At 66.0% G+C, this 20,226-nt stretch carries 18 protein-coding genes; 3 read left to right on the top strand and 15 right to left on the bottom strand.

The window, feature by feature from the left end:
* Position 1 precedes the first annotated feature (1 nt).
* From LCM32_RS04180 to LCM32_RS04155, 6 genes are all read right to left on the bottom strand, one after another.
* Positions 2–1,234: an NAD(P)/FAD-dependent oxidoreductase gene (locus tag LCM32_RS04180; RefSeq protein ID WP_224819786.1), complete on the bottom strand. Its 1,233-nt coding sequence runs from the start codon at positions 1,232–1,234 to the stop codon at positions 2–4.
* A 9-nt stretch (positions 1,235–1,243) separates the two neighbouring features.
* Positions 1,244–1,585, bottom strand: a complete 342-nt coding sequence (locus LCM32_RS04175; protein WP_224819785.1) for a RidA family protein — start codon at positions 1,583–1,585, stop codon at positions 1,244–1,246.
* A 120-nt stretch (positions 1,586–1,705) separates the two neighbouring features.
* Positions 1,706–3,355 carry a dipeptide ABC transporter ATP-binding protein gene (locus LCM32_RS04170; protein ID WP_224819784.1) on the bottom strand — a complete coding sequence of 550 codons (1,650 nt, stop codon included), beginning with the start codon at positions 3,353–3,355 and terminating at the stop codon, positions 1,706–1,708.
* A 3-nt stretch (positions 3,356–3,358) separates the two neighbouring features.
* A complete protein-coding gene (locus tag LCM32_RS04165) occupies positions 3,359–4,270 on the bottom strand; it encodes an ABC transporter permease (protein WP_224819783.1) in 912 nt (303 codons plus the stop codon).
* Between the two features lie 3 nt (positions 4,271–4,273).
* Positions 4,274–5,191, bottom strand: coding sequence for an ABC transporter permease (locus LCM32_RS04160; RefSeq protein WP_224819782.1), 918 nt, complete (start codon positions 5,189–5,191; stop codon positions 4,274–4,276).
* Between the two features lie 83 nt (positions 5,192–5,274).
* Entirely contained in the window at positions 5,275–6,789 is a 1,515-nt protein-coding gene (locus LCM32_RS04155; RefSeq protein WP_224819781.1) for an ABC transporter substrate-binding protein, read from the bottom strand.
* 138 nt (positions 6,790–6,927) lie between these two features.
* Between LCM32_RS04155 and LCM32_RS04150 the strand changes: the two genes are divergently transcribed.
* Positions 6,928–7,581 (top strand): GntR family transcriptional regulator, encoded by a 654-nt coding sequence (locus LCM32_RS04150; RefSeq protein ID WP_224819780.1) that lies wholly within the window; start codon positions 6,928–6,930, stop codon positions 7,579–7,581.
* A gap of 154 nt (positions 7,582–7,735) precedes the next feature.
* On the opposite strand, the gene LCM32_RS04145 is transcribed toward LCM32_RS04150, so the two are convergent.
* The 9 genes from LCM32_RS04145 to LCM32_RS04105 all read right to left on the bottom strand — a co-directional run bounded on the left by LCM32_RS04145 (position 7,736) and on the right by LCM32_RS04105 (position 17,562).
* A complete protein-coding gene (locus LCM32_RS04145) occupies positions 7,736–8,707 on the bottom strand; it encodes an endonuclease/exonuclease/phosphatase family protein (protein ID WP_224819779.1) in 972 nt (323 codons plus the stop codon).
* A complete protein-coding gene (locus tag LCM32_RS04140) occupies positions 8,704–9,777 on the bottom strand; it encodes a sn-glycerol-3-phosphate import ATP-binding protein UgpC (protein WP_224819778.1) in 1,074 nt (357 codons plus the stop codon). Before LCM32_RS04140 ends, LCM32_RS04145 begins: the two co-directional genes overlap by 4 nt.
* Positions 9,777–10,619: a sn-glycerol-3-phosphate ABC transporter permease UgpE gene (gene ugpE / locus LCM32_RS04135; RefSeq protein ID WP_224819894.1), complete on the bottom strand. Its 843-nt coding sequence runs from the start codon at positions 10,617–10,619 to the stop codon at positions 9,777–9,779. The genes LCM32_RS04140 and ugpE overlap by 1 nt, the downstream gene beginning before the upstream one ends.
* Positions 10,620–10,623: 4 nt before the next feature.
* Entirely contained in the window at positions 10,624–11,550 is a 927-nt protein-coding gene (locus LCM32_RS04130; protein ID WP_412070661.1) for an ABC transporter permease subunit, read from the bottom strand.
* A gap of 146 nt (positions 11,551–11,696) precedes the next feature.
* Positions 11,697–12,995: an extracellular solute-binding protein gene (locus tag LCM32_RS04125; RefSeq protein WP_224819776.1), complete on the bottom strand. Its 1,299-nt coding sequence runs from the start codon at positions 12,993–12,995 to the stop codon at positions 11,697–11,699.
* A gap of 109 nt (positions 12,996–13,104) precedes the next feature.
* Positions 13,105–14,148 carry an AI-2E family transporter gene (locus LCM32_RS04120; protein ID WP_224819775.1) on the bottom strand — a complete coding sequence of 348 codons (1,044 nt, stop codon included), beginning with the start codon at positions 14,146–14,148 and terminating at the stop codon, positions 13,105–13,107.
* A gap of 179 nt (positions 14,149–14,327) precedes the next feature.
* Positions 14,328–15,365, bottom strand: a complete 1,038-nt coding sequence (locus LCM32_RS04115; protein WP_224819774.1) for an aldo/keto reductase — start codon at positions 15,363–15,365, stop codon at positions 14,328–14,330.
* Positions 15,366–15,444: 79 nt separating this feature from the next.
* Positions 15,445–16,560, bottom strand: a complete 1,116-nt coding sequence (locus tag LCM32_RS04110; protein WP_224819773.1) for an NADH:flavin oxidoreductase/NADH oxidase — start codon at positions 16,558–16,560, stop codon at positions 15,445–15,447.
* 12 nt (positions 16,561–16,572) lie between these two features.
* Positions 16,573–17,562 carry an ABC transporter substrate-binding protein gene (locus LCM32_RS04105; RefSeq protein WP_224819772.1) on the bottom strand — a complete coding sequence of 330 codons (990 nt, stop codon included), beginning with the start codon at positions 17,560–17,562 and terminating at the stop codon, positions 16,573–16,575.
* 576 nt (positions 17,563–18,138) lie between these two features.
* Here LCM32_RS04105 and LCM32_RS04100 point away from each other — a divergent pair.
* Both LCM32_RS04100 and LCM32_RS04095 read left to right on the top strand, forming a co-directional pair.
* Positions 18,139–19,674: an ABC transporter permease gene (locus tag LCM32_RS04100; RefSeq protein WP_224819771.1), complete on the top strand. Its 1,536-nt coding sequence runs from the start codon at positions 18,139–18,141 to the stop codon at positions 19,672–19,674.
* Complete coding sequence (locus tag LCM32_RS04095; protein ID WP_224819770.1) at positions 19,671–20,108, top strand: VOC family protein; 438 nt, start codon at positions 19,671–19,673, stop codon at positions 20,106–20,108. The genes LCM32_RS04100 and LCM32_RS04095 overlap by 4 nt, the downstream gene beginning before the upstream one ends.
* The last annotated feature ends 118 nt before the right edge of the window (positions 20,109–20,226 follow it).

Raw genomic sequence — 20,226 nt, 5'->3', positions numbered from 1 at the left:
GTCAGAGCCCCAATCGTGCCGGGCGCAGAACCGGATGGGCGGTCTGTCCCGTCAGCATGTCATCCGCCAGCAGTTCGGCGGTGGTGGGCCCCAGCGTGAAGCCCTGATGCCCGTGGCCGGTGTTCAGCCACAGGCCCCTGTGTTTCGAAAGCGCGCCCACGACCGGCAGCATGTCCGGCATACAGGGCCGGTCGCCGTGCCAGGGCTGCGCCTCGACCCTACGGCCAAGGTCGATGAATTCGCGGGTCTGGGCCTCGACCTTGGCCAGTTGCACCGGGTTCGGCGCGGCGCCTTCCCGCACCACCTGCGCCCCGGTCAGCAGACGGGTGCCCAAGCGCGTGGGGATCAGAACGCCGGTGCGATCCGCATCGGCAAAGATCATGTCAAGCGACGTGCCGCCCTTGAAATGCAGGTGATAGCCCCGCTTGCGCACCATGCGCAGCCGATACCCCAACGGCGCGATCAGACGCGGCGTCCAGGGCCCGGCGGCCAGCACCAGGTCGGCGGCCTCATGGGCCCCGGCAGAGCCATGGACGCGCCAGCCCTTCCCGATCGGGGCGATGGCAGAGATCTCGGATTTCTCGACGGTGCCGCCGCGACGGGCGAAGAGATCGGCATAGGCCTGCACGAGCGCCCCGGGATCGGTGCAGGAAATCGCATCCTGCCATTCGATCGCACCGGCGTAGCGGCGGGTCAGCGCGGGCTCTGCGGCGGCCAGTTCGTCGCCGCTCAGCACCCGCAGTTTCAGGCCCCAGCGATCGGCCACCGCCTGCGCCGCCGCGCGGCCCCGGTCGAACCCGTCCTTGCTGCCAAAGCCGTTGCGGTAGCCCTTGTCGCGGATGATGTCGGAGGCGCCTGCCGCCTCGATCAGGCCGCGGTGATCTGCGGGCGAGCGCGCAGTGATCGCGTGGTAGGTCTTCGACAGTTCCATGTGGCGCGCAGGCTGCGAGTGCCACCAGTAATCGAAAAGCGCGCGGGCCTGCGACGGCAGCGCGTCGAAGGTCCAGTGAATGTTGTTGTCGCGCCGCAACGCGATATTCCAGAGCGCGGAAAGGTCCCGCGGCATCGGATGGGGTTCGGCGGCCTCACCGTGGATGAGGCCGCCGTTGCCATAGCTGGTCTCGCGCCCGGGCGCCTTGCGGTCGATCAGGAGCACATCGCGACCGCGGGCCTGCAGGGCCAGTGCGGTCGACACGCCGATCATGCCGGCGCCGAGGACGATGACGTCAGCCATGGGCGGGGATCACTTCCCCTCGGCGATGACGGTGATTTCCACCAGCGCCTCGGGCAGCATCAGCTCGATGCCGACGGTCGTGCGCGAGGGCTTGGGATCGCCGAAGTAGGAGGCATAGACCTCGTTGAACGCGCCGAAGTCGGAGGGGTTCACGAGGTAGCAGGTGGCGGTGACCACGTCGTCGAGGGTCAGGCCTTCACCGGCCAGCGTGGCCTTGATGTTTTCCAGGGCCTGCTTGGTCTGGCCGGCGACGCCGCCTTCGGCCAGAACGCCGGGCGCGGAGAAGCCGAGCTCACCGGAGAGGTAGTAGGTGTTGCCGAGCTTGCGGACCTTGGAGAGAGGGACAGACATTGATTTTCCTTTCACTGTCGTAAGTTGGGGCGCAGCCAAGGCCGCGCCCCGAGGGGATTGCGTTGGACGGGCGGGAACCGGCACGCGCGTGGCGCTGCCCCCCGACCGGGGGGCGCCGTGTCAGGCCCCGGCCCGCTCCAGTGCTGCGATATCGGGGACTTCCCATCCCTGGCCCGGCATCGCGGCGAGCAGTTTCTTGGTGTAGTCGTTCTGCGGGTTCGAGAAGACCTGATCCGCGTTGCCGCGCTCGACGATCTGGCCCTTGTTCATCACCACGATGTTGTCGCTGACCTGGGCCGCGACGCGGAGGTCGTGGGTGATGAAGAGCATGGTCAGGCCCATCTCTTCCTTGATCTCGGCCAGCAGGTTCAGAACCTCTTTCTGCACGGACACATCGAGCGCCGAAACGCTTTCATCCGCGATCAGGATTTCCGGCTCCACCATCAGGGCGCGGGCAATGCAGATCCGCTGCCGCTGACCGCCCGAGAATTGGTTCGGATAGCGGTGCAGCGCGTCCTGCTCCATCCGCACGATGCGCAGCAGTTCGCGGGCCTTCTGCATGGCCACCTTGCGGGGCACGCCGAAGTTCACCGGCCCTTCGACCAGCTGGTCGCCGATGGTGCGGCGCGGGTTGAGCGAGCCGTAGGGGTCCTGGAAGATGATCTGGATCTTCTTGCGCCAGTCATGGAGCTGCCCGCGCGGGACGCGCGAGAATTCCTTGCCGCCGATCCAGACCGCGCCATCGTCGATGTCGGTCAGGCGGATAAGGCAGCGCACCAGCGTGGACTTGCCCGACCCGGATTCGCCCACGATGCCCAGCGTCTCACCCTTGCGGATGGTGAGGTTCACGTCCTGCACCGCCTTCACGGTGCGGGCCGGCGCAAAGAGCGTCCGCGACGTGTGGAACGTCTTTTCCAGCGCGACGACCTTCATCACCACCTCGTTGCCCTCGATCGAGGGCGGCGCTTCGCGGGTGCGGCGCGGCACGGCGTCGATCAACTGACGGGTGTAGGGGTGCTTGGGCCGGTTCAGGACCTCGTCCGCCGTCCCCTGCTCCACCACGAGGCCCTTCTGCATCACGACGACGCGGTCGGCGATCTCGGCCACCACGTCGAAGTCGTGGGTCACGAACATGATGCCCGCCGAATGCGTCTCTTTCAGCTGCTTGAAGAGGCTGAGGATCTGCGCCTGCGTCGTCACGTCGAGCGCGGTCGTCGGCTCGTCCGCGATCAGCAGCGCCGGGTCCATCGCAAGGGCGATGGCGATGACGATCCGCTGACGCTGACCACCCGAAAGCTGGTGCGGGAAAGAATGGTAGATCCGCTCCGGCTCGGGCAGGTGCACCTCGTCCAGCAGCTTGATCGTGCGCGCACGGCGCTCCGACTTCGTCATGCTGGAGTGGGTGGCAAAGACCTCCTCGATCTGGTCCCCCACGGTATAGCAGGGGTTCAGGGCCGACATCGGCTCCTGGAAGATCATCGCCATGCGGTTGCCGCGCAGCTTGGAATGCTGCTTGTCCGACAGCTTGAGGACATCAGTGCCCTCGAAGAGCACCTCCCCCTGCGAGGGTTTCAGCACCCGGGGCAGCAGCCCCATGGTGGTGAAGGAGGTGATCGACTTGCCGGAACCGGATTCGCCCACGATGCAGACGATCTCGTTGCGCTTCACGTCGAGGTTCAGGTTTTCCACCGCATGGGGCCGGTCGCCGCCTTCGGGCAGGTCGATGGTCAGATTGCGGATCGAGAGGACGGTGTCTTGGGTGTCGCTCATGGATCAGTTCCTTCCCTCGGGGGACGAGATATCGCGGATACCGTCGCCGAAGACGTTGATGGCGAAGACGAGCACGAAGAGGCAAATCCCCGGGATCGTGATCAGCCAGCTTTCGAAGAGCAGCATCTCCTTGCCTTCCGAGATCATCAGACCCCAGGACGGCGTGGGCGGCTGAACCCCGAGGCCGAGGAAGGACAGGCCCGCCTCCAGCATGATCGCCGAGGCCATCTCGAGCGAGGCGATGACGACCAGTTGGCTGGTGACGTTGGGCAGGATGTCCTTGCGCAGGATGCGCGGCATCCGGGCGCCCAGCACTTCGGCGGCGGCCACGTATTCCATGTTGCGCAGCTGCATGGTGGCGGCGCGGATCACAACGGCGAACCGGTCCCAGAGCAGCAGGCCCAGCGTGATGGTCACCACGGTGATCGAGCCACCGAAGAGCGACACGCAGGCCAGTGCCACGAGGATCGCGGGCAGCGCGAGGCGGACGTTGATCAGGAACTGGACGACCTGGTCGATGCGGCCACCGAAGTAGCCGGCCAGCAGGCCCATGGTGGTGCCGATGATCCCCGACATCAGCGTGGCCAGCAGGCCAACCCCGAGCGAGACGCGCGCCCCGTAGAGCAGACGCGAAAGCATGTCGCGGCCAAGCGCATCGGTGCCCAGCAGGTGCTTGCTGTCACCGCCCATGAAGGCGGGGCGGACCATGCGCGCCAGCAGGTTCTGCTTGTAGGGGTCATGGGGGGCCAGCAGCGGCGCAAAGATCGCGATCAGCACGATCAGCAGCAGGATGCCACCCGACACCATGAGGTTGCGGTTCTTCAGCGCGCGCTTGATCAGCGCCTGCCGCGGGGTGATTTCTTTCTTCTGGGTCACGGTCTTGCCTTCAGGGGCAGAAGTATCAGTGGTGGACATGGATCAGCCGCTCCGCAGACGGGGGTCGAGCCAGGCGTTCAGCACGTCGGCCAGGAAGGTGAAGACGATGTAGAACATCGAGAAGATCAGGATCAGCGCCTGCATCGTCGACAGGTCGTTGCGCGAGATCGACTGCCAGGCGAGGAAGCCTGCGCCATGCAGCGCGAAGACCGTCTCGGTCACGATCGAGCCGCCGAGCATGAAGCCCATCTGCACCGCTGCCAGCGAGACCACGGGGATCACCGCGTTGCGCAGCGCGTGCTTGAACAGCACCTTGCGCGGGCGCAGGCCCTTGGCCTTGGCGGTCCGGATATAGTCGGAGGACAGCACGTCGATCATGCCCGCGCGCGTCAGGCGCATAAGGGCGGGCGTGGCGTAGTAGCCCAGCACGATCGTCGGCATGATGAAGCTCTGCCAACTGTCGGAGCCGGAGGCCGGAAGCCATCCGAGGTTGATCGAGAAGAGCACGATCAGCAGCAGGCCGAACCAGAAGCTGGGGATCGCCTCCCCCACCACCGCGATGAACACGGCCACCCGGTCGAGCAGGGAGTTCGGCTTGATCGCCGAAAGCACCCCCATCGGAAGCGATATCAACAGCGCGAAACTGATCGCGCAGAGGCCAAGGGTCACCGTGGTGCCAAGCCGGCTGAAGATCATGTCCGACACGGGCATGTTGTAATAGTAGCTGATGCCGAAGTCGCCGCGCACGGCGCTGCCCAGCCAGTCGAGGTACTGCACGGGGATCGGACGGTCGAAGCCGTATTGTTCCCGGATGACGGCGATTTCCTCGTCGGTTGCGGTCTCGCCCGCCAGGGCGATCGCAGGGTCGCCGGCCATGTAGACCAGCCCGAAGCTGATAATGGAAACCGTCAGCGCCACCATGGCGGCCATAACGAGTTTTGTCAGGATAAACCGGACCATCTGTCCCTCTGCCTTCCCTTTTCTAGGGTCTTATTATGTGCAACGCCGGGCCGCGCTGACGCGGCCCGGCATCGGTGGTGCGATTACTTCCAGCTCATGTCGTAGAAGCGGACGACTTCGTCATCGGTCGGCGCGAAGTCCAGCTCATCCGACAGCGCGTAGTTGATCGAGTAGGTCCAGAGCGGCAGCCAGTAGGCTTCGTCTGCGATCTTCTTCAGCGCCTTGGAGTAAGCTGCCTCGCGGGCTGCCGGGTCGACCGAGGTGTCGCCTTCGTCCAGCCACTGCTTCACTTCCTCGTCACGGGCGTCATCGCGGCTCTCGAACTTGAAGAAGCGCGAGGTGATGGCCGAAACGTCGGTGATCGAGCCCGAACCCCAGGTCAGGAAGGTGATCGGGATTTCGCCTTTGCCATGCGCTTCCGCGGTCGCGGCGTACTGCATGTAGGTCAGCTCGGTCTTGATGCCCACTTCGGCCAGCATGTTCAGCATCGCCTCGGTGATCGGACGGTCACGGTAGGCGTAGAACTTGGTGGAGAAGCCATCCGGGTAGCCCGCTGCAGCCAGCAGTTCCTTGGCCTTCTCGGGGTTGTACTCGTACTTCGTCACGTCGGTTTCGCAGCCGAACTGAACCGGGTTACAGGCCGAGTCGATGACCGTGTTGGCCTCCGACAGAAGCGCCTGCTTGATGGCCTGACGATCGATGGCATAGGACACCGCCTGACGGACTTCCTTCTTGGTGAAGGGGCCTTCGGGATCGGTGCGGCCAGCGGCGTCCATGGTGATGTAGCCCACGCGCACGGCGCCGGCGTTGATGATGTTGCCACGGCCCGAGGATTGCAGCTTCTGCGCCTGGTCTTCCGGGATGTTCCACAGGAAGTCGGCGTTGCCACCGATCATCTCGGCCAGCTGGGTGTTCACGTCGGGGATGGTGCGGACGTTGATCGTGCCGATCTGCGCCTTGTGCTTCGGACCCTCGAAGTAGTTGGGGTTGGCCTTCAGCACATAGCCCTTACCCGGGTCGATGCTGTCGAACATGTAGGGGCCGGTGCCAACGGGCTTCTCGGCGAACTTCGACGAGCCGACTTCGGCGTAGTACTCGTTCGGGTAGATGTAGTTCGACATGGCGAGGTAGGCCATGGCGGCCGGGAACGGTGCCTTGGCGTGGAAGATGACGGTGTAGTCATCCACCTTCTCAACGGACTCGATCCAGTTGAAGCCCGGACGGCCCTTGGCGACGCCATCGGGACCACCGAAGTGTTCGAAGGTGTAAACGACGTCATCGGCGTTGAAGGCTTCGCCATTGTGGAAGGTCACGCCTTCACGCAGCACGACCTTCAGGGTCACGTCGTCCGTCCATTCCCACTCGGTGGCGAGGTTGCCGACGTATTCGCCGGTCTCGGTGTCGCGGTAGAACAGCGTGTCGAAGACCTGGAAGCCGGCGATAACGGCCGAGCGTGCGGTGGAGTAGTAAAGATCCGGATTGTCGAGGTCGCGCACAAACACGATCTCAGCCGTGTCGTTCGCCTTGTCCGCGTAGGAGGCGGTCGCGGGCAGTGCAAGTGCGATGGCCCCTGCTGAGAGGAAACGCTTCAGGCTCATAATGTCATCCCTGTCGGTTTGTTTTTGATGCGGTCGAGTGAACCTTACCGGTCCGCTCGGGATCAATGGTTCTTCCATACGAACGGGTGATTACATACAATCCGGCCCATAAGTATGCGAGGGGGAGGGTCCGCGCCCGTGATTGATGAAAAATTAAGCACATCAGAGCAAGTCTGCGACCAGTTGGAGCAACTGATCGCTGCCGGCAGCTTCGAAGACGGCGAACGGCTGGACGAGAATCGGCTCGCCCAGAGGTTCAACACCTCCCGCACACCGGTACGTGAAGCCTTCCGCCTCCTCTCAGCCCGCGGGCATGTGGAAATCCGGCGCAACCGAGGGGCGTTTGTCCGCCTGCCAAACTTCAGCGAAGTCGTTGAAATGTTTGAGGTAATGTCGGAAATGGAAGCCTGGTGCGCCCGCCTTGCCGCGCTGCGCGTCACCCCCGCCCAACTGATCCTGATGGAGGATCACCTCGAGCGCTGCGAAACCGCCCTCCGCGCCGCCGATGTCGCGACCTACTACACGGAAAACGCGGCGTTTCATGCGCTCATCTACGAGGCATCCGGCAACGCGTTCCTTGCACAAGAAACGCGCAAACTGCAGGCGCGACTTGCCTCCTACAGACGCATTCAGCTGGGACATTCCGACCGGATGGTCAAATCCATGGCAGAACACCGCGCGATTATCGACGCGCTGATCGACCATGATCCGGATCGCGCCAGCAAACTCGTCCGTCGCCACATCCAGGTTCAGAGCCAGTTCTACGAAGCGTTCCGCAGGGCGAGAACCTGACCGCGCACCCCAGTTCCGGGCCGGCCCGGCAGGGGATTTGCACAATCCGTAGGCGGAATTCTACAGCAATTCCCGCACCTTGTCCATTGTACAATAAGAGTTTTTCGGAACGCGCAAAGACAGCCGGAGACAATCTGCCCCCGGCTGAGAGCGATCATCCGAGCGCCGTGATCCGCGCCACGATCGCATCGTGATCCGACAGAGGCGTGCCGTTCTGATCGAGCGAGGAGCGGATCTCCACTGCCTCCAGCGTGACACCGCGTGCGAGGAACCAGTCCAGCTTCATCGCCCGCTCGGGCCAGCGGGTGATCAGCGACGGCCGCGTGGTCATCTGATCCTCGGGGCCGCCATGGGCGGTGAACCCCGCGGCGCGGGCCACGTCGAAGAGTTCCTCGTCGCGCCATGTGCCGTCGCTGTGGTTGCCGGTGTTCAGGTCGCCCCCGATCAGCACGGGCAGCCCCGGGAAGGCCGCATCCAGCGCGGCGATCAGGCCCGCGACCTGCTCCTGCCGGTGCCCCTGCCCCGTCGCGCTTTCCAGATGGGTCGAAACGGCGACCAGCGGCCCGGCGGAGGTTTCCACCACCGCGCCCACGGCCACCCGTTCGCCCAGCCGGGGCTGTTCGGCGTCGGTGAACCACTGGCGATGGCCGAAGAGCCGCACCGCGAAGGGCTGCCCCAGCGTGGTCCGCGCCGCCACCGCATTGCCGTGGAAGCCCGACAGGTTGTGGTCGTCGTCGCAGAACTCGTGCTCGATGGGCGAGCCGAGCCCCATTTCGAGGAACTCCAGCGCGTAGGCATAGGCATAGCCATTGGCCTCGGCCATGGCGGCGGTGGTGTTGCGCTGCTTGGTCCGCGCCATGCCGCTGTCCATCTCGGAGAGCAGCAGCAGGTCGCAGTCCATCACCTTCAGCGCCGAGGCCTCGGGGAAGAGGCAGCGTTCAAGGTTCCACGCCCCCACGGTGATCGGCAGCGCCAGCGGCGCGGCCGGCGCGCTGCCGCCGATCTCAAGCGTCTGGAAACAGGGCAGATCGGCGATCAGCGCGTCATGGGTCGGCACATCGCGAGTCACGCCCGAGAGGTCCGGCAGGGGCGGAGCCAGCAGCTCCGCCACGGTCTTGGTGATCACTGGACAAGCTCCGCCGTGCGGGTGCGGGTCTCGATCCGCCGCCCGGTGGTCGTGTCGAAGAGATGCAGCGCCTCGGGTGCGGCGGCCACATGCAGCACGTCGCCGATGGACAGGCCCGGGGCCATGGACACGGCCAGCGTCTGGCCGTCCACGTGGCCATGCACCACCCGGCCCGAGCCGAGTTCCTCCACGTGCTCCACCTTCAGGGCGACGCCCTGCGAGGCCGGCGCGGGGCGCAGGTCCTCGGCCCGGATGCCCAGCGTGACCGGCCCCTCGGCGCGGCCCGCGGGGCCCATGGCGGCACCGCCAAGCCAGACCTGACCGCCCTCGACGCGGGCGTCGAGCAGGTTCATGGCAGGCGAGCCGATGAAGCTGGCCACGAAGGTCGAGGCCGGGCGGTGGTAGACCTCCAGCGGCTTGCCGATCTGCTCCACCTTGCCGCCGTTCAGCACGACGAGGCGGTCGGCCAGGGTCATGGCCTCCAGCTGGTCGTGGGTCACGTAGAGGGAGGTGGTCCCGATCCGGCGCTGCAGCTTGCGGATCTCCATCCGCATCGAGACGCGCAGCTTGGCATCGAGGTTAGAAAGCGGCTCGTCGAAGAGGAAGGCGGCAGGCTGGCGCACGATGGCGCGTCCCATGGCGACCCGCTGACGCTGACCACCCGAAAGCGCGCGCGGCTTGCGGTCGAGATAGGGCTGAAGCTCCAGCATCCGGGCCGCTTCGGCCACGCGGGCCTCGATCTCGGCCTTGGGGGTGCGGCGGTTCTTCAGGCCATAGGCCATGTTCTCTTTCACCGTCATATGCGGGTAGAGCGCATAGTTCTGGAACACCATGGCGATGTCGCGGTCCGCCGGGTCGAGCCGGTTCACCACGCGGCCGGCGATGTCGATCTCGCCGTCGGTGATCTCTTCGAGACCGGCCACCATGCGCAGCAGGGTGGACTTGCCGCAGCCCGAGGGGCCGACGAGGACGATGAACTCGCCCTCGGCCACGTCGAGGGTCACGTCAGAGACGGCGGTCACGCCACCGGCGTAGGTCTTGCCCACGGATTTGAAGGAAATCTGGCCCATCACTTGTCGCTTTCCGTCAGGCCCTTGATGAACATGCGCTGGAACACCAGCACCACCACGAGGGGCGGCACCATGGCCAGCACGGCAAGGGCAAAGGCTTCGTTGTAGTCGGGGATCTGGCTGCCGACCCAGACCTGAAGGATCGTCTTGATCCCGCGCATCAGGGTGAAGAAGCTCTCGTCCGTGGTCATGAGCATCGGCCAGAGGTACTGGTTCCAGCCATAGATGAACATGATGATGAAGATGGCCGCCATCATGGTGCGCGACAGCGGCACGAGGATGTCGATGAAGAATTTCACCGGCCCTGCCCCGTCGATCCGCGCGGCCTCCAGCAGTTCGTCCGGCACGGACTTGAAGAACTGGCGGAAGAAGAAGGTGCCCGTGGCCGAGGCCAGCAGCGGCACGATCAGGCCCTGGTAGGTGTTCAGCAGCTTCAGCTCGGACATCACCTGATAGGAGGGCATGATGCGCACCTCCAGCGGCAGCAGCAGCGTGGTGAAGATCACCCAGAAGATCGGCGTGGCAAAGCGGAAGCGGAAGTAGACCAGCGCATAGGCCGCCATCATCGACAGGACGATCTTGCCCACGGCAAAGCCGACCCCGAGGATCATGGAGTTCATCAGCATGGTCAGGCCGGTCACCTCGCCGGTGAAGCCGCCGCGCTTTGTCAGGACCTTGGTATAGGTCTCGGCCCCGTTGCTGCCGGGCATCACGTAGAGCCCGTTGGAATGGATGTCGATCGCGGTGTGGGTCGAAGAGGCAAAGGCCATCACCACCGGCATGCACAGGAAGAGCGCGCCGAGGATCAGGATCAGGTGGTCGAAGGGTTTTATTCTCTGCATCATGTCACCCGTAGTGCACGCGGCGTTCAAGGAAGCGGAACTGCGCCACGGTCAGCGCGGCCACCACGACCATCAGGATCACCGACTGGGCAGAAGAGCCGCCGATGTCGTTGCCTTTGAACCCGTCGAGGTAGACCTTGTAGACCAGCGTCATCGGGTTGTTCGCCGGCTTGTCCTTCACCATCACGTCGATGATCGCGAAGGTGTCGAAGAGCGAATAGGTGATGTTGATGATCAGCAGGAAGAAGGCCGTCGGCGCCAGCAGCGGCAGCACGATGTCCTTGAACCGCCGCCAGCCGGAGCGCGCGTCGATCAGGGCCGCCTCGCGGACCGAGACGGGGACCGATTGCAGGCCCGACAGGAAGAAGATGAAGTTGTAGGGGATCTGCTTCCACACCGCGACGAGGATCAGGGCAAAGGCGGTGTCGTTGTAGTTGATGCCCACCTTCATCTCGTAGCCGAACCATGCGGCCATCTCGGTGAAGGGGCCCATGTGCATGTCGAAGAACATCATCCCGATCAGCCCCGACACCGGCGGCGCGATGGCATAGACCGCGATCAGCGCCGTCTTGTAGGCCGAAGCGCCCCGGATGACCTTGTCCGCCTTCACCGCCAGCAGCAGCCCGATGGAAAGCGACAGCCCCGTCACCATGACCGCGAAGAAGGCCGTGAAGCCCGCGATCCGGCGGTATTCCCGCGAAGAGATCGCATCGGTGTAGTTGTCCATGCCGACGAAGGTGGAGCCGAAACCGAAGGGGTCCTCGAGGTAGAAGGAGGAGGTCACCGCCTGCACGGAGGGCCAGTAGAAGAAAATCGCCACGATCAGCAGCTGCGGCAGCACGAAGAGCCACGGCGTCAACGGGCGGTCGAACTGGACCCGCTTGGCGGGATTGCGGGAGGAGCCCTCCCAGAAGCCGCGCAACCGCGCCATCAGGCCCGGGCTTTGCGGCAATGTCATCGGTGTATCGGTCACGGGGCAGCGCCTTTGCGTCTGGCCGCGTCGCGCGCGGCCCTTTCGGAATGCCGGAAGGGCCCCGGTGCGGTCACCGGAGCCCTCCCTCGTGTGAGATCGTCAGATCAGCCGCTGGTCTTGGCGAAACGGGCCAGCAGGGCGTCGCCCTCTTGCTGGATCGTGTCGAAGGCGGCCTTGGGGGTGGTTTCACCCGAGAAGATGCGGTTGAACTCGCGTTCCATGACCGAGCGGATCTGCGGGTAGAAGCCCAGGCGGTAGCCCTTGGACCATTCGCCACCCGGCAGCATCAGCTGCTTGATGCCAACTTCGGCGACCGGCTTCTCTTCGTAGTAGCCTTCTTCCTTGGCCAGCTCGTAGGCGGCTTCGGTGATCGGCACGTAGCCGGTGTTCTCGTGCCAGTAGACCTGCACTTCCGGCGAGGTCAGGAAGGAGAAGAACTGCGCGGTGCAGGCGTTCTCTTCATCCGACTTGCCGGCCATCGCGAAGAGGGCCGCGCCGCCGATGAACGACTGGGTGCCGGCACCTTCGATCGAACCCCAGTAGGGCATGAAATCGGCGGTGAAGGGCATCTGGGCCGACTTCTGCAGGCCACCGAAGGAGCCCGAGGAGCCGATCCACATGGCAACCTTGCCTTCTTCGAATGGCTTGAGGTTGTCACCCCAGCCTGCGCCGTAGAAGCCGTAGAGGCCCTCGTCCGCCCAGGCTTTCAGCTTGTCGAACATCATCACGGTGTTCTCGTCGTTGACGATCAGCTGGGTGCCGTCGACGCCGTCATAGCCGTTGTTGTTCGTGGCGAACTGCTGGTTGTTCCGCGACTTGAAGTTCTCGACCATCATCCAGGTCAGCTGCGAGGCGGTCATCGGGATGTAACCGGCTTCTTTCAGCTTGGGCGCGATGGCTTCGAAGTCTTCCCAGGTCTTGGGTGCTTCGACACCGGCCTTCTCGAAGGCTTCGGTGTTCATGTACATGATCGGCGCGGAGGAGTTGAAGGGCATGCCCACGAACTTGCCTTCGCTGTCGGCGTAGAAGTTCCGGACGCCGGCGATGAAATCGTCACGGCTGAACTCTTCGCCCGCGTTGAGGATCAGGTCCTCGGCGGGGATCACGGCGCCGGGGGCGTTCATGATCGTGGCGGCGCCGGCATCGAAGACCTGCACGATGTTGGGCTGCTCGCCCGAGCGGAAGGCCGCGATCGAGGAGGACAGCGCCTCTTCGTAGGTGCCGCGCGACAGCGGGGTCAGCTTGCAGGCGTCCTGCGCGTCGTTGAACTGCTGGGAGATCTCGTTGATGACCTCACCGTTGCGGCCACCCATCCCGTGCCACCAGCTGATGTCGGTTTGAGCCATGGCCGAGCCGGCGATGGTCGAAAATGCGATCGTGGAAACCGTCGCGAGTTTGAGCATGATTGCCTCCTGAAAAGATTGCCGGAGGTATCAGCGCGTTCGGTGATGCATGGATGACGCTGGGGTGACAGTTTTGTAAACCTCCCCCGCGTAAGGAAAATTTGTGCGGCTACACCTTGCCGTTCGCCGAAAGCATGATCGCCACGGGCCGCGTCGGCGGGATTTCGGCCAGCACGATGATCAGCGTCGCGGTCAGCGGAACCGCCAGCATCGCCCCTGACAGGCCCCAGAGTGCGCTCCAGAAGGCAAGGGCCAGCAGCACCACGAAGGGCGAGAGGTTGAAGGCCCGGCTCATCATCATCGGTTCAAGGTAGGAGGCCACGCCGATCTGCGCCGTGGTCAGCAGGATCGCCAGCGCCCCCGCCCAGCCGAAGCTGCCGAACTGCGCGAGGCTGAGCAGCACCGGGAAGATCACCCCGATCATAGAGCCGATGTAGGGGATGTAGTTCAGCAGCCCGATCAGGATGGCCCAGAAGAGCGCGAACTCCAGCCCGAAGAGATACATGATCACGAAGCAGAGCACGCCGAGGATGATGTTCACCACGGTCTTGACCGACAGGTATTCCCCCACCCGTGCGTTGATCCGCGCGAGGATCGCCAGGGCCCGCTTGCCTTTCTCCTGATCGTTCAGCGCCAGCAGCAGCTTGGAGGCCATGCGCCCCCGCTCGGCCATGAAGAAGAAGGAGTAGAGCACCACGAGGAAGAGCATCCCGCTGAGGCCCTGCACCGAGTAGATCACAGGGGTGACCCATTGTTGCAGGCTGATCTGCCCCAGTGTGGCATCGCGGATCGTCTCCCACGTGGGTTCGTCGTCCACCCCGAGGATCCGTGCCGTGCGGGTGACGAGCGCGTTCAGGTTGCTCTCGTAGCGCGGCAGGACCGAGGCGACCTGGCTCAGCGTGCTGACGAGGTAGGTGATCACCAGCCCCACGATGGCCGCGAAGAGCAGCAGCACCAGCGCCCGGCGCAGCGGCGCCGACAGCCGCCCCAGCAGCGGCACCCGTTGCAGGCGGCTTGCGGCGGAGGTGACGATGTAGAGCGCGATCATGGCCAGCATCACCGGCAGAAGCACCGCCTTGCCGATGTGCAGAAGCCAGCCGAGCATGAGCACGAGCGCCGTGATATACGTGAAATTCCTCAGCTCGACGTTCATGCTGACCGCGGTTCCCCCTCTTGTCGGACGGGAAACACATTACCGATCCCGGGCGCGCAGGGAAGGGAAGAGCAGATATCCGCCGATCCGCTCGCGCAAAGATGATCGTTCTGACAGCACCGTGACAGGTGGCGCCTGACGCAGAGCCGCGCCACGTCAGCCCGCGATCACGACCCCGCTCAAGGCCCCGCGCATGGCAGGACGGCCGTCTCCGCGATCAGCCCCGCGTCCCGCAGATCGGACCAGAGCGCAGGCGGCGGCACCGCCTCCAGCGCCGCGATGTTGCGGCTCACCTCCTGCGGATGGACGGCCCCCAGCACCACGCTTGCAACCGCCGGATGGCCGAGCGCGAAGTGCAGCGCCGCCACGGCCAGCGGCGTGCCGTGGGCTTCGCAGACCGCCTCGATCCGCGCCACCTGCGCCATGATCTCCTCCGGCGCAGGGTCGTAGTTGTAGCGCGCGCCCGCCACCGCCCCGGTGGCGAGGATGCCCGAGTTGAAGACCCCGCCGAGGATCACGCCCACCCCCTGCGCCGCCGCCAGCGGCAGCAGCGTCGCGGCGGCGGGCTGCTCCAGCAGGGAATAGCGCCCGGCCAGCAGCAGCACGTCGAAATCTCCGGCCCGCAGGAACCGCTCGGCAAAGACGTGATCGTCCAGGCCCAGCCCGATCGCGCCCACCACGCCCTCGGCCTTCAGCCGCTCCAGCGCGGGCAGAGCACCGGCCATGGCCTCCGCGAAGCGCGCCTCGGCGCCCTCGGCCCCGTGGGTCCAGTCATCGACGTCATGGATCAGCGCAATGTCCAGCCGATCCGTCCCCAGCCGCAGCAGCGATTGCTCCACCGCGCGCAGGGTGCCGTCGTGGCTATAGTCAAAGACCGCCCGGTGCGGCAACCCGCCGGCGAAGCCCCGTGCGGGCCCTGCCCCGCGCTCCGGCACCATGTAGCGCCCGACCTTGGAGGAGAGCACGACCCGCCCCCGGTCCATGCCGCGCAGCGCGGTGCCCAGCCGGTGCTCCGCCAGCCCGTTGCCATAATGCGGCGCCACGTCGAAGAGCGTGACGCCCGCCGCATGGGCGGCCGCCACCGTGTCGAGGCACTGGCGCTCGTCCAGCCGGTCGAAGAAATCCCCCAGCGGCGCGCAGCCAAAGCCGATGCGCGAGACCGTCAGCCCCGTCCGGCCCAGCGGTGCCGAGGGCAGCCCCGGGACAGGCGCGCTCATCCCCTGCCCCCGATCGAGACGCTGGTGACCAGCGCCCGCAAGGGCGGTGCAAGCCCCCTCCCCCCGCGGGGCCGCGGGTTCATGCCCGGGGCCGGAACTGCAGGTAGAAGGCGTAGCGCTGCGGCAGGACGAAATCGGGTTTCTCGATGTCCAGCGCCAGCGCCGCACGGTGGGCGAAGTTGCTGTCCGCCAGCATCTCCTTGCCCAGCGCACAGAGGTCCGCCCGGCCCTGCGCCACGATCTCCTCGGCCTGCGCGGGATCGGTGATCCCGCCCACGGCCATGGTCGCGATGCCCGCCTCGGCGCGGATGCGTTCGGCAAAGCCCACCTGGAAGCCGGGGCCTTCCTTGATCTGGCCGGGATTGGTGCGCAGCAGCACGCCCCCGCCGGAACAATCCATCACGTCGACGCCCACGGCCTTCAGCCGCTTGGCCAGTTCGACGGTATCTTCCAGCTGGATGCCCTCGTCCCCCAGCCGGTCGATGCAGGAGGCGCGGTAGAAGAGCGGCATCTCTTCCGGCAGCACCGCGCGCACGGCGGCGGCGATCTCCAGCGGCAGACGCATCCGGTTCTCGGCACTGCCGCCATAGGCGTCCTCGCGGGTGTTCGACACGGGCGAGACGAAGGAATGGATCAGGTAGCCGTGGGCGCCGTGCAGTTCGACAAAGTCGAAGCCCGCCGCCACGGCGCGTTTCGCGGCCTCGGCAAAGGCGGTGACGATGCCGGCGATCTCCTCGACCGTCAGCGCAAGGGGCGCGGGGCGTTCGCCGTCGTAGGAAATGGCCGACGGCGCCTCGCAGACCCAGCCCTGCGGGTCGCCCTCCGGCAGGCCGCGCCCGCCGTCCCACGGCGTCGCGGACGATCCCTTGCGCCCGGCGTGGCCCAGTTGCAGCCCGATGGCCGCGCCCTGCCGCTTGAAGATCTCCACGATCTTCGACAGGCCGCTCACATGGTCATCGGACCAGATGCCCAGACAGCCGGGCGTGATCCGCCCCTGCGGCAGCACCCCGGTGCTTTCCACCACGCAGCCGCCCACCCCGCCAAGGGCGAGGCGCGCGTAATGCTCGAAATGCCAGTCCGTCGCATGGCCGTCCACGGCCGCGTATTGGCACATGGGCGAGACGACGATGCGGTTCTTGAAGGTCACGCCCCGCGTGGTGAAGGGCGTGAAGAGGGCAGAGGATGTATCAGTCATGCAGATCTGTTATCAGATCTCGTCCAGCAGGGAAGGATCGAACATGTCCCGGGGCGCCTCGATGCCGATCTTCGCCAGCGAGGCGATGGAGGCGTCGATCCAGGCATCATCCATGGAGAAGACGCCGCTGGGGTGATCCATCAGCGGGATCTGGATGTTGGCGTGGAACTTGGTCGCCTCGGGGGTATAGCCGTTGCCCTTGTACCAGGTCTCCTCGAACATCTTGCCGTATTTCTCGGGGTCGGCGAATTCGTCCTGCCAGCCCTTGCGGCTGGCGCGGAGGAAGCCCACCACCTTCTCGCGGTTTTCGGCGAGGTAATCCTCGTTCACGGTGACGAGGTCCTGCCCGAAGGCCATGCCCGCGTCGGAGAAGAGGATGAAGGAGGTCTTCTTGCCCGAGGTCTGCTCGACGATGAAGGGTAGCGAGGTCATGAAGTCGATGACCGCATCCACCTGACCCGCGGCCAGCGGCGTGGGATCGAAGGTGTAGGGCACGATGGTGACGTCGCTCTTGGCCACGCCGTTCAGCTCCAGCAGCACCTCGAAGGGGCCCGCGTTCAGCGGCGGACAGGCGACGGTCTTGCCGACGAGGTCCTGCACCGTCTTGATGCCGGTCTCCTCGAGGCTGATGATACTGTCCGGGCTCTTCTGGAACTGCGCGCCCACGACCTTGAACTTGGCGCCCTTGCTCACGATCGCCTCGGCGCATTCGATGGTCGAGGTCAGGGCGATATCCGCCTTGCCGGTCAGCAGCGAGGCCTGCGGGATCACGTCGGGCCCGCCGGGCAGGTAATTGATCTCAAGCCCTTCCTCCGCGTAGTAGCCCTCCTGCATGGCGATGTAGTAGCCGCTGAACTCCGGGTCGTTGATCCAGATCGACTGGAAGGAGACCTCGGTCAGGTCGGCGGCGCGGGCCGGGCGGATCAGCCCTCCATAGGGGGCGGCCGCAAGGCCGGCGAGCGCAGTGCGCGTGAAAGCGCGGCGGGACATCATGGATTTCATCGGGTCTCTCCCTGTGACGGATGGCGCCTTGCTCTCCCGGCTCTGACCGGGGGCCTGCGCAGTCTCTGGGCTGATTAGGAAAGCCGCCGGGGGCCAAGTCAACAAAACCGGATGCAGGCAAAACCGGGCCCGATGCGCCGCCCCAGAGGCCCTGCAAGGACAGTCCCGCCCGCCCCGCAGCACAACATCGGCAGGCCGGAATGCCTGCCGGGCGAGACCATCCTCGCGGCGCGGGCATGACGCGCAAAAACCTCGTAAGCCACTGACACGTAATATCTAACAGCATCACACCCCCTGCCCCCAGTCCTCGCCCCGTGCCTTGAGGCCTGCGCTTCGCCCCCCGCACGGCAGGCAGATGCCGCCGCCCGTACCGCGCATGTCTCGGCCACAAACCCGCCAAACCCACGCACGGACAGGCATATTTTTGCGCCACGCCGGACCAGTGCCCCAACTGGCGTCTGATCAAGCAACAGGCTTCACTTTTCCCATGCGCCGCCAGCCTGCCATTCCCGGGCCCATTGCCCGGCCATCCGGGGGATGGCAGGCTGGCGGCGCGTCTCAGGCAAAGGACGACCCATGACCCCCAGCAGTGACCGGCAGGCCCCGCTCCGCATCCTGATCGGGACGCTCGTGCTCTTCGCGCTCTGGGAATACGTCGGCCATACGACCGACTGGGGCCGCTTCATCCTGCCCCCGCCCGACCGCATCCTCGGCCAGTTCTGGACCGACCGGGAGCTCTACTGGCTCCACGGCCTCAGCACCCTGCGCTCGGCCGGGCTGGGGTTCCTGATCGGCACCGCCGCGGCCCTGCTGGCAGCCTTCGTCTTCTGCCTCTCGCCCGCGCTGGAGCTGGCCTGCCGGGGCCTCAACATCGCGATCTTCGCCATGCCGGCCATCGTCATCGGCCCGCTACTGGTGATCTTCTTTCAGGGCAACTGGCCACAGATCATCCTTGCCGCGCTGATGGTCTATTTCCCCGCCATGTCCACCTGCCTGCTGGGGCTGAAGGAGGTGGACCCGCGGCTGGCCGATCTTGTCGCCGTCTATGGCGGGGGGCCGGGCAAGCTGATGCGCTACGTGCGGCTGCGCGGCGCCCTGCCCTCGCTGCTGGCGGGGCTGCGGGTGGCCGCGCCCCTCGCCGTGCTGGGGGCCGTGCTGGGGGAGTTTGGCTCCGGCGCCCGCTGGGGCTTTGGCACCTTCCTCCTTGCCGCCCTGCCGCAGGGCATTCCCGCCCGGCTCTGGGGCATCGGCATCGCCACCTCGCTGATCGCGCTTGCAGGCTTCGTGGCCTTCCTGCTGCCCGCACGGCGGCTGGCCACCTCGACCTCCGCCGTCACCATGGCGGCTGCCCGCCCTGCCGCGCCCGCCCCCGGGGCCCGCTGGCGGGTCTGGGCTCTGGCAATGGTGGCCGCGGTGCTGCCCTTCGCGCTCTGGTCCCTCGGGCTGTGGCTCACGGGGATCAACCCGATCGTCGCGCCCGGACCACTTCGCACGCTCGCCTTCGTGCTCGACGGCGGCTGGCGCGATCTCTTTGCCGCCCTCGGCCAGACCCTGCCCATGGCGGGGCTGGGGTTGCTGGCGGGGCTGGCGTTCGCCTTCCTCCTCGCGGCGCTTTCGATCCTTGCGCCGACGCTGGCGCGGGCGCTGCTGCCGGTGGCGATGGTGTTGCAGAACATGCCGCTCGTGGCGCTCGTGCCCTTCGTGGTGCTGATGTTCGGGCGCGGGGTCACCGCCTCGGTCTTCATGGCGGTGCTGGTCGTCTTCTTCCCGGCCTACGTGCTGCTGAACCAGGGCTTCTCGACCATCCCGCGGGCGGCCAATGACCTCGTGCAGGTCTATGGCGGCGGGCGGGTCAAGCAACTGGTGTATATCGCCATTCCCTATTCGATCAGCTATCTCTTTGCCGCTGCCCGGCTGGTGGCGCCACAGGCGCTGCTGGGGGTCATGGTGGCGGAATGGCTGTTGTCGGGGATCGGCTTGGGGAACCTTCTGAACATGGCGCGCGCGCGGCTCGACTACGAGATGGTCTGGGCCGGAGCGGTCGTTTCCATCGTCATCTCGGTCGCGGTCTACGAGATCGTGGGCGCGCTGGAACGCAAGGTGCGGGTGTGATCGGCGCCCGGCTGCATCACGCCTCGCTCAGCGTCGCTGCGCTGGACCCTGCGGTGGCGTTCTTCGAGACGGTCTTTGGCTACGCCGTCGAGGTCCGCGAGGACGGCATGACCGACATCGCCGTGATGGCGGGCGAGGCCGGTCTGAGCTGCGATTTCGTCCAGATGCGCGGGCCTGCGGGCGGCGTGGTGCTGGAGCTGATCTGCTTTCACCGCGCGGGCGGGGCGATGGCCGCCGATGCGGCGCCATGGCGGCCCGGTGCGGGGCATGTGGCCTTCCACGTTGCGGATTTCGACGCGGCGTTGACGGAGTGCGCGGAGGCCGGGGCCGAGGTCATCGGCGCACCGATCGACTGGCCCGGCGGCCGCGCGGCCTATTTGAAGGTGCCCGGCGGGGCCTTCATCGAGATTGAGTGGTTGAAGGGCCAGGCCTGACGCGGGGGAGCCCGCGCTTTCTTTCACCGAGCACCGCTTTGGCCTTTGGGCCAAGAGACCCACGCTCTCAGCCCATCACCGACCGGACGCCCCGCGTCCGGGCCGCGCCCGGCCTGCC

The sequence above is a fragment of the Pseudooceanicola nanhaiensis genome (genome assembly GCF_020171315.1).
GTDB lineage: Bacteria > Pseudomonadota > Alphaproteobacteria > Rhodobacterales > Rhodobacteraceae > Pseudooceanicola > Pseudooceanicola nanhaiensis_A.
Note: the sequence above shows the minus strand (reverse complement) of the source record. Positions and strands in the feature narration are given on the sequence as shown.

Excerpts from the sequence above, each read along its gene's own strand:
- LCM32_RS04180 (WP_224819786.1), bottom strand. The coding sequence starts at position 1,234 with ATGGCTGACGTCATCGTCCTCGGCGCCGGCATGATCGGCGTGTCGACC.
- LCM32_RS04175 (WP_224819785.1), bottom strand. The coding sequence starts at position 1,585 with ATGTCTGTCCCTCTCTCCAAGGTCCGCAAGCTCGGCAACACCTACTAC.
- LCM32_RS04170 (WP_224819784.1), bottom strand. The coding sequence starts at position 3,355 with ATGAGCGACACCCAAGACACCGTCCTCTCGATCCGCAATCTGACCATC.
- LCM32_RS04165 (WP_224819783.1), bottom strand. The coding sequence starts at position 4,270 with ATGTCCACCACTGATACTTCTGCCCCTGAAGGCAAGACCGTGACCCAG.
- LCM32_RS04160 (WP_224819782.1), bottom strand. The coding sequence starts at position 5,191 with ATGGTCCGGTTTATCCTGACAAAACTCGTTATGGCCGCCATGGTGGCG.
- LCM32_RS04155 (WP_224819781.1), bottom strand. The coding sequence starts at position 6,789 with ATGAGCCTGAAGCGTTTCCTCTCAGCAGGGGCCATCGCACTTGCACTG.
- LCM32_RS04140 (WP_224819778.1), bottom strand. The coding sequence starts at position 9,777 with ATGGGCCAGATTTCCTTCAAATCCGTGGGCAAGACCTACGCCGGTGGC.
- ugpE (WP_224819894.1), bottom strand. The coding sequence starts at position 10,619 with ATGCAGAGAATAAAACCCTTCGACCACCTGATCCTGATCCTCGGCGCG.
- LCM32_RS04130 (WP_412070661.1), bottom strand. The coding sequence starts at position 11,550 with ATGGCGCGGTTGCGCGGCTTCTGGGAGGGCTCCTCCCGCAATCCCGCC.
- LCM32_RS04125 (WP_224819776.1), bottom strand. The coding sequence starts at position 12,995 with ATGCTCAAACTCGCGACGGTTTCCACGATCGCATTTTCGACCATCGCC.
- LCM32_RS04120 (WP_224819775.1), bottom strand. The coding sequence starts at position 14,148 with ATGAACGTCGAGCTGAGGAATTTCACGTATATCACGGCGCTCGTGCTC.
- LCM32_RS04115 (WP_224819774.1), bottom strand. The coding sequence starts at position 15,365 with ATGAGCGCGCCTGTCCCGGGGCTGCCCTCGGCACCGCTGGGCCGGACG.
- LCM32_RS04110 (WP_224819773.1), bottom strand. The coding sequence starts at position 16,560 with ATGACTGATACATCCTCTGCCCTCTTCACGCCCTTCACCACGCGGGGC.
- LCM32_RS04105 (WP_224819772.1), bottom strand. The coding sequence starts at position 17,562 with ATGAAATCCATGATGTCCCGCCGCGCTTTCACGCGCACTGCGCTCGCC.
- LCM32_RS04100 (WP_224819771.1), top strand. The coding sequence starts at position 18,139 with ATGACCCCCAGCAGTGACCGGCAGGCCCCGCTCCGCATCCTGATCGGG.